This is a genomic window from Labrys okinawensis (assembly GCF_002982075.1).
Taxonomy (GTDB): domain Bacteria; phylum Pseudomonadota; class Alphaproteobacteria; order Rhizobiales; family Labraceae; genus Labrys; species Labrys okinawensis_A.
The window spans coordinates 59,542-73,363 of the sequence record NZ_PUEJ01000001.1 but is presented as its reverse complement, the minus strand read 5'-3'; the positions used below and the strand labels follow the sequence as shown (position 1 = coordinate 73,363).

Genomic DNA, 13,822 nt, shown 5'->3' with positions numbered 1-13,822 from the left:
TCGAATGTCCCGCAATAAGACCAAAACCATCATTGTCGCCGGCGGCGCCGGCTTCTTGGGATCCCACCTGTGCGAGGCCCTTCTCGCGCAGGGGCGTGAAGTCCTGTGCCTCGACAATTTCCTGACCGGAAACATGGCCAATCTTCGCTCGATGCAGAACCATCCGCGTTTCAAGCTCGTCGAGCACGATATCTGCACCACGTTCCACCATGACGGGGACCTTGCCGAGATCTACAATCTCGCTTGTGCGGCCTCGCCCCCGCACTATCAGGCCGATCCCGTCCATACGATGCAGACCTGCGTGGTCGGCACCCTCAATCTGCTCGACCTGGCAGCGCGTAAGGGCGCCCGCTTCGTGCAGGCGTCGACCAGCGAGGTCTATGGCGATCCCGAGATGCATCCGCAGAAGGAGAGCTACACCGGCAGCGTCAACTGCACGGGGCCGCGCGCCTGTTACGACGAGGGCAAGCGGGCGGCGGAGGCAATGTGCTTCGACTTCCTGCGCGCCGCCCGTGCCGACATCAGGGTGGCGCGCATCTTCAACACCTACGGACCAAGGATGCACGCCCAGGATGGGCGCGTGGTTTCGAACCTGGTTGTCCAGGCCATCAAGGGCGAACCGCTGTCTCTCTATGGCGACGGTTCGCAGACCCGCTCCTTTTGTTACGTTTCCGATCTGGTGGACGGCCTGATCCGGCTGATGGCCATTGATCCGGCGCCAGACGGTCCGATCAATCTCGGCAACCCTGCTGAATTCACGGTGCGCGAGCTCGCGCAATTGGTGCTCGAGATGACCGGCTCCAAATCCGTGACCAGGTTCCTTCCCCTCCCCGTCGATGACCCCAGGCGACGCAAGCCCGACATCGCCAGGGCCGACAGGATGCTTGGCTGGAAACCTGTCACATCGCTGCATGATGGACTGGCGAAGACCATCCGATATTTCATGGAAACCGAGACGGAGAGCGAGGTGCCGCTCGTCGAGCCTCATACTCTCCACAATGGGACGGCTTCGGATCTCGGATTGGTCAATCCCTGACAGGCGTACCGCAGATATCCGACCGCAGACAGCGGACAAGGCTCTCTTCATAGGTATTGGCCAGAGCCTTGGCCTGCGGCCCCGCCGGCGTGGCGGTGGCCCATAGGCCAAGCTGGAACGCGAGATAACAGGGCAATAGCCCGAAGATCAGATCGGGGTCAGGGGTGGCACCGCCGGCCGCTTGCACCCTTCGGCACAGCGCCGCGACCTCGCGGCGCTCGAGGCCATGCTCGACAATGGCGCCGGCCACATCCCAGGCGATGTCCTGGCAGCCGATGAGGTCGTGGCCTTCGCAGTGGTCGAGACCGTCGAGCTTGAGGATCGATCCCGGCGTAATCAGCCATTCCCAGGCATGCAGACGGTTGTCCGAACGGATGGGACGCACGCGATCATGGAGCACATCCAGGCTCGCAAGCCGCCGCTCCAGCAAGGCGGCAGCCTCTGTTCCGAGCGCTTGCGCCGCGTTGTGCATTGCCATCTCGCCGAGCTTCTGCAGGGAAGCGCCCGGTCCGGATCCGCCCAGGCGGCGCGCCCGAAATGCCAGGTAGTCACCCAAGCGCCGCAGGAATGCATTGCGGTCGACACAGCTCTCGTCGAGCGGCCGGCCCTCTACCCATTTCTGCACGATGAACCCGTGGCAGAGCGCGACCGTCTCGGGCCCAAATCCGGCTGCGGCAAGCCGTGAGGCATCGTGAAATTTGCGCTGGCCGACGTCGCCGAGGCCCGCGAATTTCACCAGCCAGCGCCACCCGGCAGCATGGGCGATCAGCTTGCGGCGTGCGAAGCGGCCATCTTCGGGCGGGCATACAGGTGCGGCCATCACGTGGTCGCATGACAGGTCCCGCAGATCTCCATCGACGGGACCGATCTTTTCCTCCACCCAGTGTCGCAGCCCGCGGGAATGGAAGACGATATCGTGACGCGAGGCCGGGTGATGCGTGACGCAGTCCCAGATCGCCCTTGTCTCGGGGGATGCGCTCGAACCCGGCTGTCCCTCATGGCTGGGAAAAAAGTGAATACGATGCGTCTCGACGCCTTGCTCGAGCAACCATCGGGCGACGCTCGCAAACGAACTGCCGGAGAGGCCGGGCCCCTCATCGACGATCGCAAATGCCACCGATCTATCGACCACCTTCTCCTCGAGAAGGTCGCGATCGGCATGGATCTTCCGATCGAAGGGGTGGCCGACCGGCCGCACGCTGATGGCAGGCGCTGCATGGAGCGCGGCCGCGACCAGCGCTCCCAGGCCGATCCCTATGCTTCTGATGCCGATGACGCAGCTGTTGGCGGCGAGGCCTGAGCTGCGCGCCGCTTCGAGATAGCTTTCCGGATAGAGCGCATAATGCGCGAAGCCCTCGCCGGTCCTGGTTTTAATCAAGCCGTCGAAATGAATCTCCTGAAGAAGCAGTACAAGGGTGCCATGATCAGCGGCCCCGGCCCTCGTGTTCGTCCAGGAAAGATCGATCGCCTCGGCCATTTTCAGGAGCAGTCGCGCGCCGCTGGATTGGGGCGCCGAGCGAAGGTCGCGTCCCCGCCTGCCGAACTCCGCATCCGCAATGCCCTGCACGAGTTCAGCCGCACGTATGAAGGCGCCGACCAGAGCGGCATGGCGATCTATCCCAGCAGGAAGCCGTCCCGCATGCCGCAGGGCTTTCGCGACGCAGGCTTTCACGTCGGCCGCATCCTCGCGTCGCTCAAAATCGCCATAGACGATCATTCGGCTCTCTCACAGTCGTGGAGTCGCCCAACAGCCCGACGCCGGATTTGATCCGTCCTGACGCCTCAGGAATAACCGCGCGGTCGGAAGGAACATTCCTGGGGTGTCCCGGTTAGGCCGGCAAGATCGTTTCCAGCCATGACCATGCGAGGCATACCGATGGCGCGCAGCAAAATTCGTATCGGCATCATCGGCGTCGGCAACTGCGCGTCTTCGCTCGTTCAGGGGATCACCTTCTACCGGGACATCCACGACAACGAACCCGTGCCGGGCCTCATGCACGTCCAGCTCGGAGGCTACAGACCCGAGGACATCGAAATCGCCTGCGCGTTCGACGTGGCACAGAGCAAGGTCGGCAGCGATGTCGCCGCGGCCATCTTCGCGCCGCCGAACAACACCGCTCGTTTTGCCGAGGTATTGCCGACTGGCGTCACCGTGGAACGCGGGCCGACGCTCGATGGTATCGGCAGGTATCTTCGCGGTCCGATCGAAGAAGCCGACGTTCCCGAGGTCGATGTCGCGGAGATCCTGCGCCACAGCCGGACCGACGTGCTGGTTTCCTATCTGCCGGTCGGGTCGGAGCAGGCCACGGCCTGGTATGCCGAACAGGCCCTTGCCGCCAATTGCGCTTTCGTGAACTGCATCCCTTCCTTCATCGCCTCGCGGCCGGAATGGAGCGCCAGGTTCAAACAAAAAAATCTCCCGCTCATCGGCGACGATATCAAGAGCCAGGTCGGCGCCACCATCGTGCACCGCATGCTGGCCAATCTTTTCAGGGAAAGAGGCGTCCGGCTCGACCGGACTTACCAGCTCAATTTCGGAGGCAATACCGATTTCCTGAACATGCTGGAGCGCGAGCGCCTGGAATCGAAGAAGATCTCCAAGACCCAATCGGTGATGAGCCAGCTCGACGTGCCTTTGGAGCCGGAGAACGTCCATGTCGGACCGAGCGACCACGTGCCGTGGCTGTCGGACCGCAAATGGGCCTATATCCGGCTGGAAGGCACCACCTTCGGCGGCGTCCCCCTCAATGCGGAACTCAAGCTTGAAGTGTGGGATTCACCGAATTCGGCGGGTGTGGTGATCGACGCGATCCGCTGCGCCAAACTTGCTCTGGATCGCGGTGTCGGCGGGGTCCTGGAAGGGCCAGCCAGCTATTTCATGAAATCCCCGCCGCGCCAGTTCACCGACGCCGAAGCCCGGCAGAGAACGCTGGACTTCATCGCCGGCGTGCCTGCGGAACCGGCAGAGGCGGCCGAATGACCACGACATTCTTCCTGCTGCGCCATGCCGCGCATGATGATGTCGGCAGTTACCTCGCGGGTCGCACTCCCAATGTGTTCCTGGGATCTGCAGGACGGGCGCAGGCGCTCCGGTTGGCCGAGCGCATGCGTCGCGAGCGCTTCGCGGCGATCATTTCAAGTCCGCGCGAGCGCACCCAGCAGACCGCGCAGGCCGTATCGGTCACATGCGAGGTGGGGCCGGTCGAGTTGTGTAACGATCTGGACGAGATCGATTTCGGATCCTGGTCGGGCAGGACGTTCAACGAACTCAGCCGGGACCCCGCTTGGCGGCGCTGGAACGAGCAGCGCCCTATCGCGGTGACGCCGGGCGGAGAGAGCATGGGTGCCGTGCAAAAGCGTGCATGCGCATGCATGCGCGCTCTATCGCTGCGCTATGCCGGCGAAAATGTCGTCCTGGTCAGCCACGCCGACGTCATCAAATGTGCGATATGCAACGCGCTGGGCCTGCCTTTGGACGGGGTGTTCCGCTTCGATATAGACCCGGCCTCGGTCAGCGTGATGGCCCTGTCCGGCGACCATGCCAAGCTGGTCCGGCTGAACGAAACCATATCATGACGTTCAAACGGGGATGACCTTCGCCGGCAGCACGCGCGACTGCACCAATCATTCCAAGGAGATACGGCATGAGGATGTCCAGCTCGGTGATCAGGCAACGCATCCAAGAATTAGGACCCTGGTTCCACAACATCGAATTGGAAGGCGTCTCTACCGCCCCGGATCACTTCCTGGGCAACTATCCTTTCATCAAATGGAACAAGTTCGCTCATGCGATCCCGGCCGATCTGACCGGCAAGACCGTGCTGGATATCGGCTGCAATGCCGGCTTCTATTCGATCGAGATGAAGCGGCGAGGCGCCGAGCGTGTCCTCGGAATCGATTTCGACGAGGCCTATCTCGCCCAGGCGAAATTCGCTGCCGAGGTGGCGGAAACCGAGATCGAATTCCGGCAGCTTTCGGTCTATGACGTCGGCGCGCTCGGCGAACGCTTCGACATCGTTCTCTTCATGGGCGTTCTCTACCATTTGCGGCACCCCCTCCTCGCGCTCGACCTGGTCCGGGACCATGTGGTCGGCGATCTCCTGGTGTTTCAGTCCATGCAGCGCGGCAGCGACGAGGTGGCCGCAGTTGAAGAGAACTATCATTTCTGGCGCGAGGATCTGTTCGAAGACGCCTCCTTTCCGAAATTGCACTTCATCGAGCATCGTTATGCCGACGATCCGACGAATTGGTGGATACCCAATCGCGCGTGCACGCAAGCCATGCTTCGCAGCGCCGGTTTCGAAATCGAGGCTCACCCCGAAACGGAAGTCTATGTGTGCCGGCCCGCGGGCCGGCCGGGCGGCGAAGGCGCGGTCTACCCGGCCGCAGGAGCAAAGGCATGATCGAAGCGGCGATGATCTGGAACGAGCCGAACAACAAGTCGCACTGGGATCCGGAGCTCGACCCGGACTGGAGCCGGTTTGCGGAAATGGCGATGCTGGCGGCGGATGCGATCACGCGCGAGAATCCGCATCTGACCAGGGTTCTGGGCGGGATCTCTCCGATCGATCCTGGCTTCATGAGCCGCATGAAGAATTTCGGTGTGCTGGACCATGTCGACGCCGTCGCCGTGCACGGCTTTCCTCTCGATTGGAATCTCTGGCAAATTCACCAATGGCCGCAGAAGCTCGACGAGATCAGGACCGTGACCGATCTTCCGATCTGGGTCAGCGAAGTCGGCATCTCCACCTTCGGAGCGGAAGAGGTTCAAGTCTGGGGGCTGGACCGCACCGCCGAGCTCCTGTTGGGGCAGGCCCCGCGCATCCAATGGTACAGCCTTTACGATCTGCCGATGGCCTGGGGAGCCACGACACGGCACCGGGAGGCCGAAGGCTCGTCCTATTACCGCCACTTCTACATGGGCCTCCTGCGCGAGGACGGCACGCCGAAGCCCGCACTCGATGCATTTGCACGCCACGCGCCGGCGATGGGACTGGTTCAATGGTTCCATTACGAGGACCCGCGGCTCGACGAAGCCGTGGCCTGGATGAAACGGCTGGGCGTCACCTATCTGCGCACCGGGCTGTCCTGGGCGGACAGCTTTCGTCCCAACGCGCTGGACTGGTTCGACCGCCAGATGGCCGCGCTCGCTGATTTCGACGTCACGCTGACCTTCTGCTTCACGCCCGAGCATCGGGGGTTCATGCCCCATCATACCAGCCCCCCTCTCGTCCCGGACGAATTCGCACGCTTTTGTGCGGCGATGATCCGGCGATATGCCCCCGCGCAGGCCAGCACCCCGGCAATGGAGCCGCTGCCAGCCGGGTGACGGCCTGCAAACGAAAGCGCATGCGATGGCTTTGCACAGAATCGGCGTGCTGACTTTCCACCGCTGCATCAATTACGGTTCCTACTGGCAGGCGCGCTGCCTTGTCGAAGGCTTGCGTGCCATGGGACATGATGCGGTTCTGCTCGACCATAGCTCGACCAAGGCGAACCGGCGGGAGTGGCGATGCGCTCTCCAGCCGCAGCCCTCCTCGAGGGGCCTTGGCGGAGACAGGCGGACCCACGCGCTCAAGACGCGAGAGTTTTTCGATGCGTTTGCCAGGCTCCCATTGTCGATGCCCTTTTCGACTGAAGACCCCGACCTGGCGGAAGAATTCGATATCGTTCTCGTCGGCAGCGACGAGGTCTGGAACCTTCGTCATCCCTGGTATGGGGGATATCCGATCTTTTACGGGAAGGGCCTGAAAACGGACCGTCTCGTGGCCTATGCCGCCAGCTTCGGCAACCATCCAGCTTCAGACGGTCTGCCGGACCAATGGGCTGCGCTCCTGGCCAACTTTACCGCGATATCCGTGCGCGATGAGAACAGTGAGCAACTCGTACGTGGGGCACTCGGTGTGGCGCCCGAAGTCGTAGTGGACCCATGCCTGCTGTTTCCATCTGTCATCGACCGCGGCCCCATCGAAACCGAAACGCCTTACGTGGCCGTCTATGGCCACGGCTTCCCAAAATGGTTCGCCGCGGCGGCGGCAAAATGGGCGTCCTCCTCCGGACTGCGCCTCGTCAGTGTCGGCTATCGCAATGACTGGGCCGATGCGCAGCAGATCGCCGCCGGCCCCGAACGCTTCGCGACGTTGATGGCTGGCGCCACCGCCGTCGTCACCAATTTCTTCCATGGCTGTGTGTTCGCGCTGCTCAATGCAAAGCCCTTTGCCTGCGTCTCCTCCGACTATCGCGCCAACAAGGTGCGCGATCTGATGCAAACGGCCGGCAGCCCCTTGAACCTGGTCACCGAAGCGAATGTCGGGACTGTCCCCGGTCTGCTCGAAGCCCCTCCCGGTCCAGAGGTTCGCCGTCGTTTGGATCTGTTGCGCGCCCGATCGCTCGACTATCTCCGGCATGCGGTGGCGCCATGAAGGTCGAGCGGAGCGAGTGGATTGTCAGCCCAGCCGAAATCGTGTCGGCCGGGCTGTGCATCGGTTGCGGAAGCTGTGTCGCTCAGGAGGGTGGCCGTGCTGCCGAAATGACCTGGGATAAATACGGTCAGTTGAAGCCCAGCGGCGGCGATTGGCTCACAACCCGCTCTCCAACGTTCAGCCGAACCTGCCCGTTCGCACCAGCGTCGATGAACGAGGACGAGCTGGCGACGATCCAGTTTCCTTCCGCAAGCCACATCGACGGGCACATAGGCCGCTTTGAAGCAGCCTATGTCGGTCACGCCGAGGAACAAGGCTTTCGCGCCGAGGGCAGTTCGGGCGGCATGGTCAGCTGGGTTGCCGCCGAGCTGCTGAAACGGGGCCTGGTCGACGGTATCGTCCATGTCGCACCCAGCGAAGACCCTCATACCGACGGTCGCCACTTCCGCTATCGAGTTTCTCGCACCTTGAAGGAGGTCCGCGGGGGGGCGAAGTCGCGCTATTACCCAGTCGAGCTGTCTGCGGCGCTGTCCATCATCCGCGCCGAGCCGGGCAAATACGCCGTCATCGGCATCCCCTGCTTCATCAAGGCCGTCAATCTGCTTCGGATCGAAGATCCGCTGCTGCGTGAGCGCATCGCCTTCACACTGGGCCTTGTCTGCGGCCACATGAAAAGTTCTCGTTTCGTCGAGAGCCTTGCCTGGCAGATGCAGGTTGACCTCCAGGCCGTCACCGCCATCGACTATCGGATCAAGGATACGGACCGCCCGGCCAACTGGTACACGGCGCAGTTCCTCCTTGGCAGCGGAGAGAGACGGCGCAAGGATTGGTGGCATCTGGTCGACGGCGACTGGGGATCGGGTTTCTTTCAGAACTCGGCATGCGACTTCTGTGACGATGTCGTCGCGGAAACGGCCGACATTTCATTCGGCGATGCCTGGGTCGAGCCATACTCGTCCGATGGCCGGGGCACCAACATTGTCGTCGTGCGCTCGGCGTGCCTCCACCGCCTGCTCGAAGAGGCCAATGGCGAAGGACGCCTGCGGCTGCGCGCCGTGGATGCCGGCTTTGTCCACGACACCCAGGCGGCCGGTTTCAGGCAGCGTCGCGAGGGGCTCGCCTTTCGGCTCGACAGACGCGGCGACCGCCTGCCGTTGCGCAAGCGCGTCGATCCATGTCGACATGGTTTGGGAACGCGGCGCAAGCTCATCTATCTTCTCCGGCGCGCCATCTCGAGATGGAGCCACAGGATGTTTCGTCTCGCCCGGATGACGGGCTGTCCCCCGATCTATCTCTTCTGGGCGAAGACCGTGCTCGGGCTCTATCGCGCCCTCGCCTATTCCCGGGGCCGGGTCGGGGGGCTCTGCGACCGATTGCTCGGTGACCTGCCGCCTTCCGGCAGCAAAAGCTGACAAGCGGCTGCGTTACGGAACAAGGCCGACCTGAACGGCAAGGGCTCGCCCCCGCGAACAGTCATACTGCCGGAAAGCTCGGAGGGCCTTCAGCTGAGGAAAGCATCGGGCAGGACCAGGAACAAACCTCGCCTTTTCAGGTTCGGTCTGCGTGTTGATGGAGAAGCGAGATGAGCGAAGCGACGACCACCACCGATCACGACCAAATCCGCAAATGGGCTGAGGCAAGGCAGGGGCGACCTTCCCGGATCAAGACATCCGGCAAGGGAGGCGTGCTCAGGATCGATTTCGGCGAGGCGGAGGAAGAGTTCGAAGAAATTTCCTGGGAGGAGTTCTTCAAAATCTTCGACGACAATGAGCTTGCCTTCCTGCATCAGGACAAGACCGCGAACGGCAAGACGAGCCGCTTCAACAAGTTCGTCAATCGCAACTGAGCTGTTTATCGCCGCTCTTGTTTGGCTCCAGCCATAGGTGAATGCGTGACATTCGATGTGCTTGATAGGCCGGCCGATGCGGGGCACCCGGTGAAATCGATGCGGGCAGCCGTCGTAACCGGGCCTCGCCAGATCGTGATCAGGGACGTTTCCGTGCCGCAGCCCGGTCCGGGGCAGGTTCGCGTCCGCCTCGAGGGGTGCGGCGTGTGCGCCTCCAACATCACGCCCTGGGAAGGGCCGGAATGGATGACATTCCCCACCGATCCCGGCGCTCTCGGGCATGAGGGATGGGGCATTGTCGATGCAATCGGCCCGGATGTCGGGTCCGTCCGCGTGGGCAGCCGGGTAGCGACACTCTTCGGCAACAGCTATGCCGAGTACGATGTCGGCGATGCCGAGGCCCTGGTCGAACTGCCGCCATCCCTTGCCGGATCGGCTTTTCCCGGCGAGCCGCTGGGCTGCGCCATGAACATCTTGCGGCGCAGTGACATCCATCCGGGCGAGCGCATCGCCATCATCGGCATCGGCTTTCTCGGCGCGCTGTTGGTCCAGCTTGCAACGCATGCCGGGGCCGAGGTCATCGCCATTTCTCGACGCCAGTCTTCCCTGGAGCTTGCCCGCGCCATGGGCGCCTCCACGCTGATACCCATGGTCGATCATCACGCCGTCATCAAACAAGTGGCAGAGCTCACCGGCGCTGCGCTCTGCGATCGCGTGATCGAGGCAACGGGGAAACAATGGCCGCTGGACATGGCGGGAGAACTCGTGCGCGAAGGCGGGAGGCTCGTCATAGCGGGCTACCATCAGGACGGCCCGCGACAGATCAACATGCAGCAATGGAACTGGAAGGGCATCGACGTGATCAACGCGCATGAGCGCGATCGAAACGTCTATATCCGCGGTATCAAGGAGGCCATCGAGGCCGTGCAGACGGGTGTTCTTACACCTGACCGGCTTTATACGCACCGCTACCCGCTTTCGAGGCTGGGCGATGCGCTCGACGCCACGCGCGAGCACAAGGACGGGTTCATCAAGGCGCTGGTGGAACTGCAATGATTCCGGGAGCCGCGTCTGCCGCAAGGGCACCGCGCCTGGGTTTTCTCGGTGTCGGATGGATCGGCCGGAACAGGATGGAGGCGGTCCTGTCGAGCGGCCTCGGCCTCTCGTGTGTACTCTGCGATCCCTCATCCGAGATGATTGCCGCGGCGCGCGAGCTTGCTCCTGCCGCCGATGTCGTCGACAGCTTCGAACAACTTCTCGCCGCCGAACCGGACGGCATCTTGATTGCAACGCCGAGCGCCTTGCACGCGGAGCAGTCGATGGCCGCGTTGAACGCCGGCATCGCGGTCTTCTGTCAAAAACCACTCGGACGTAATGCCGGTGAAGTCGCCGCGGTCCTGGAGGCCGCACGCCGCCGCGACCGGCTCCTGGGCGCCGATTTTTCCTATCGGCACACACGCGCGACAAGGCTCATTCGAGATCTCATTCAAGACGGGGCGATCGGACGCGTCTACACGGCAGATTTGGTCTTTCACAACGCATACGGCCCCGACAAGCCGTGGTTTTACGATCCAGCTCTGTCGGGCGGTGGCTGCGTCATGGATCTGGGGGTCCATCTCGTCGACCTGCTGCTGTGGATGCAGGACTTCCCCGAGGCAATTTCGGTGGCGGCCGATCTCTTTGCCGCCGGGCAGAGACTGGAAAACCGACACAGTCAGGTCGAGGACTATGCTGTCGTGACACTCGGCCTGGATACGGGCGCCGTCGCCCGTCTCGCCTGCTCGTGGCGTCTTCACGCCGGCTGCGACGCGGTGATCTCCGCCACGTTCCATGGCACGAAGGGTTCGCTGGCGTTCCAGAATGCCGCCGGGTCGTTTTACGATTTCACAGCCGAACTGCGCCGCGGCACGCATTGCGAGGTGATTGCGTCTCCCCCTGACCATTGGGGCGGACGCGCGGCGGTGGATTGGGCCGGTCGCCTCGCAGCAGGGCATGGCTTTGACCCTGCGGCCGAGCAGTTCCTGCGTGTTTCGCAAGTTCTCGACAGCATTTATGAAAACGCTTTGTGAAGTTTCCTGCCGCAATGACGCTATTTCTCATGGCAGGGAACCGTCTCGACAGTCGAACGCGGCTCCGAAACCCGTCTATACGAACCTGCCGTCGAAAAGAAATGGGCCGGCCCCACTTCGCACAAGCTTGGAAGGAACAATCCGCATCGCGCGTGGTTCGGGCGCATTCACTCATGGAGAGAACCAATGTCTGAATCGCGCGAATGGCTGGTCCAGTGGCTCAGGGACGCGCATGCCATGGAAGAGCAAGCTGAAACGATGCTGTCAGGTCAATTGAGCCGCATCGAGAACTATCCGGAACTCAGCAATAGAATTCGCAACCATTTGGAAGAAACCAAAGAGCAGGCCGCGCGGCTGAAAGCTTGCCTGGATGGTCTGGATGAAGGTTCCTCCATGCTCAAGGACGTGGGCGGCAAGTTGACCGCGATGGCGCAGTCGATCAGCGGCGTATTCGCCGGCGACGAGGTCATGAAGGGATCGCTCGCCAGCTATACGTTCGAGCACATGGAGATTGCTTCCTACACCATTCTAATCGCGGCGGCGGAGGCGGCAGGCGAAACGGAGATCGTTCGCGTCTGTCAGCAAAATCTGCGCGAAGAGGAAGCGATGGCGGCGTGGTTGAAGGATAACCTGCCACAGGTCACTCAGAAGTTCCTGATACGCGCGGAAGCTGAAAGCGAGAGCGCAAAGCGCTGACTTGGACAGCGCGTCAGAAATCCGCGGCGTGTTTCGGCGAGAACGCCGGCCAGCCTCGCCTCCAGCCATTGAGTCTCGGAAGCCCGTCTTGGTTTGAAACCAAGGCGGGCTTTCAGCGTTGGCATTGTCCGGCCGCGGACGGAGCTCCGAGCTTTCGCGCTGATCACTTCAAGGCGTAGAGATAGGCGGCGATGTCGCGCGCCTGCTGCTCGGTGATCCCGGTCGAAGGCATGGCGGTGTGCGGGTTGATCTCCCTGGAAGCACGGATCCATCGGATCAGGTTCTTCGGATTGTTCGCCAGCACGCCGCCGACGAAGACCCGGTCGGCAAAGCTGGCATCGAGCCGCGGGCCGACTTGGCCTTTCGCACCCGGAACACCTTTAATCGTGTGACAACCAGAGCAGCCATTTGCCGCCATGATGGGAATGGCCCGTGCGGCCACGCCGCCGGTGGCCGAATCCGCTTCGAGCGTGCCATGTTCGCCCTGAGCGGACCACCAGATCACCGTCCCGACCAGCACTATCAGGAGAATGAGAACGCCGGCGGCCTTCACGGCAGATCTAGACTGGGCGGGGGGCATTCACCACCTCCCTGCTTCCATTCTTTCGGATCCACAGCCCTGCCAGCAGCAAAGCGGCACCGCCATAGATGAGGCCAGCGGGAACCCACATCACCAGACCGGCGAGTTGCTGATCCTCGATCGGCGTCAGCCCCCACAGCCCGGCGCCGGCGGCGTTCTCCATATACCAGGGTCTGGGTGAGAGCAGCAGCAGGACGCCGAGCAGGCCGGTATGAAGCGATGTAACAAAGAGATGCAATACGGCGCTGCCATAGCTGTGCCGTGTGCCGGCGCGCGGCATGAGCCCCCACCAGAACAGCAAGGCTGTGCCGAGGAAGCTCGCATGCTGAGCATAATGCAGCACGCCTCGCTCGAGTGCCGCCTCGAACAGAACCGGTATGTGCCAGGCCCAGATTGCGATGCCGTGAATGATGGTGGCGTTGAGCGGCGAAGTGAGAAAGGCCCAGACCGCCTTTGGAGCGCCGCCGTGTGTGAGCCTGCCTGCGAGGCGCCGGAGCGGAGCGGGTAACGCCCAGATCAGGGCTGCCGCCGGGGCCGAGGCGACGAGAAGTGGCGCTGCCACCGCCATCAGCAGTTCATGCTCGATCATATGCGCGGCAAAGACCTGTTCGCCAAGCGCATGGATCGGGCTGACCAGTGCTCCCGTCAGCACGCTCCATCCAGCCGTGAACACCAGAGCCCGCCGTATGAGCCGGGGCCGGCCTCGGGCGCTGCGGTTCCACAATCGCCTCGCCCCGACAGCATAGATGAGAGCCAACGCCACCAGCGGCAGGGTGATGGGAAACGCAAGCGTCCAACCAGGGTCGGGCGCGCCGGCACCGTAGCAGATCGAGGTGGAGAAGAACGGGTCGGGTCTCATCGCAGGCACCCGTCGAGAACGAGCGAGGCGCTGCCCTGCATGACGATGACCAGGGCAAACAGAAGAGCCGCCAATATGCCGAGATCAGCAATGAAATTCTCGGTGCTGCGTTTGCGGCCCGATTGCAAACCAGCGCCGCTCCGGCGCTTGGCCCACCAGGACGACGCACCGCCCAGAAGCGAAATCAAAGCAAGCAGCAGTGCCACGGGAAGCACAACGGCGACCCGATGATCGCACTGCCAGGGCACCAGCGCGTAGTTCAGCTGCGTCGAGGTGGCCCAGGCCAAGGGCCCGGCTAGAAGACCGCTCCAGGA

At 62.7% G+C, this 13,822-nt stretch carries 15 protein-coding genes; 11 read left to right on the top strand and 4 right to left on the bottom strand.

What is annotated here, in order from left to right:
• Positions 1–4 precede the first annotated feature (4 nt).
• Positions 5–1,036 carry a UDP-glucuronic acid decarboxylase family protein gene (locus C5L14_RS00325; RefSeq protein WP_105860047.1) on the top strand — a complete coding sequence of 344 codons (1,032 nt, stop codon included), beginning with the start codon at positions 5–7 and terminating at the stop codon, positions 1,034–1,036.
• Here C5L14_RS00325 and C5L14_RS00320 read toward each other — a convergent pair.
• Positions 1,026–2,753 carry a hypothetical protein gene (locus C5L14_RS00320; RefSeq protein ID WP_105860046.1) on the bottom strand — a complete coding sequence of 576 codons (1,728 nt, stop codon included), beginning with the start codon at positions 2,751–2,753 and terminating at the stop codon, positions 1,026–1,028. The genes C5L14_RS00325 and C5L14_RS00320 overlap by 11 nt on opposite strands.
• A 159-nt stretch (positions 2,754–2,912) precedes the next feature.
• Between C5L14_RS00320 and C5L14_RS00315 the strand changes: the two genes are divergently transcribed.
• The 10 genes from C5L14_RS00315 to C5L14_RS00270 all read left to right on the top strand — a co-directional run bounded on the left by C5L14_RS00315 (position 2,913) and on the right by C5L14_RS00270 (position 12,069).
• Positions 2,913–4,016: an inositol-3-phosphate synthase gene (locus C5L14_RS00315; RefSeq protein ID WP_105860045.1), complete on the top strand. Its 1,104-nt coding sequence runs from the start codon at positions 2,913–2,915 to the stop codon at positions 4,014–4,016.
• Complete coding sequence (locus C5L14_RS00310) at positions 4,013–4,612, top strand: histidine phosphatase family protein (RefSeq protein WP_105860044.1); 600 nt, start codon at positions 4,013–4,015, stop codon at positions 4,610–4,612. The genes C5L14_RS00315 and C5L14_RS00310 overlap by 4 nt, the downstream gene beginning before the upstream one ends.
• Positions 4,613–4,680: 68 nt before the next feature.
• On the top strand, positions 4,681–5,439 hold the full coding sequence (locus C5L14_RS00305) for a TIGR04290 family methyltransferase (RefSeq protein WP_105860043.1): 759 nt from the start codon (positions 4,681–4,683) through the stop codon (positions 5,437–5,439).
• Positions 5,436–6,365 (top strand): beta-xylosidase, encoded by a 930-nt coding sequence (locus C5L14_RS00300; protein WP_105860042.1) that lies wholly within the window; start codon positions 5,436–5,438, stop codon positions 6,363–6,365. The genes C5L14_RS00305 and C5L14_RS00300 overlap by 4 nt, the downstream gene beginning before the upstream one ends.
• A 25-nt stretch (positions 6,366–6,390) precedes the next feature.
• Positions 6,391–7,458 carry a polysaccharide pyruvyl transferase family protein gene (locus tag C5L14_RS00295; protein ID WP_105860041.1) on the top strand — a complete coding sequence of 356 codons (1,068 nt, stop codon included), beginning with the start codon at positions 6,391–6,393 and terminating at the stop codon, positions 7,456–7,458.
• Positions 7,455–8,870, top strand: a complete 1,416-nt coding sequence (locus tag C5L14_RS00290) for a Coenzyme F420 hydrogenase/dehydrogenase, beta subunit C-terminal domain (RefSeq protein ID WP_245443143.1) — start codon at positions 7,455–7,457, stop codon at positions 8,868–8,870. The genes C5L14_RS00295 and C5L14_RS00290 overlap by 4 nt, the downstream gene beginning before the upstream one ends.
• 170 nt (positions 8,871–9,040) lie before the next feature.
• Positions 9,041–9,304 (top strand): hypothetical protein, encoded by a 264-nt coding sequence (locus C5L14_RS00285; protein ID WP_105860039.1) that lies wholly within the window; start codon positions 9,041–9,043, stop codon positions 9,302–9,304.
• A gap of 99 nt (positions 9,305–9,403) precedes the next feature.
• Complete coding sequence (locus C5L14_RS00280) at positions 9,404–10,360, top strand: MDR/zinc-dependent alcohol dehydrogenase-like family protein (RefSeq protein ID WP_105860038.1); 957 nt, start codon at positions 9,404–9,406, stop codon at positions 10,358–10,360.
• A complete protein-coding gene (locus C5L14_RS00275) occupies positions 10,357–11,373 on the top strand; it encodes a Gfo/Idh/MocA family protein (RefSeq protein ID WP_105860037.1) in 1,017 nt (338 codons plus the stop codon). Before C5L14_RS00280 ends, C5L14_RS00275 begins: the two co-directional genes overlap by 4 nt.
• 186 nt (positions 11,374–11,559) lie before the next feature.
• On the top strand, positions 11,560–12,069 hold the full coding sequence (locus C5L14_RS00270; RefSeq protein WP_105860036.1) for a ferritin-like domain-containing protein: 510 nt from the start codon (positions 11,560–11,562) through the stop codon (positions 12,067–12,069).
• Positions 12,070–12,232: 163 nt separating this feature from the next.
• Here C5L14_RS00270 and C5L14_RS00265 read toward each other — a convergent pair whose 3' ends face one another.
• From C5L14_RS00265 to C5L14_RS00255, 3 genes are read right to left on the bottom strand one after another with little or no spacing between them, the layout of a single operon-like run.
• On the bottom strand, positions 12,233–12,649 hold the full coding sequence (locus tag C5L14_RS00265; RefSeq protein ID WP_105860035.1) for a c-type cytochrome: 417 nt from the start codon (positions 12,647–12,649) through the stop codon (positions 12,233–12,235).
• Positions 12,630–13,508: a cytochrome c oxidase assembly protein gene (locus C5L14_RS00260; protein WP_105860034.1), complete on the bottom strand. Its 879-nt coding sequence runs from the start codon at positions 13,506–13,508 to the stop codon at positions 12,630–12,632. Before C5L14_RS00260 ends, C5L14_RS00265 begins: the two co-directional genes overlap by 20 nt.
• Positions 13,505–13,795: a hypothetical protein gene (locus tag C5L14_RS00255; RefSeq protein ID WP_245443140.1), complete on the bottom strand. Its 291-nt coding sequence runs from the start codon at positions 13,793–13,795 to the stop codon at positions 13,505–13,507. The genes C5L14_RS00260 and C5L14_RS00255 overlap by 4 nt, the downstream gene beginning before the upstream one ends.
• Between the last annotated feature and the right edge of the window lie 27 nt (positions 13,796–13,822).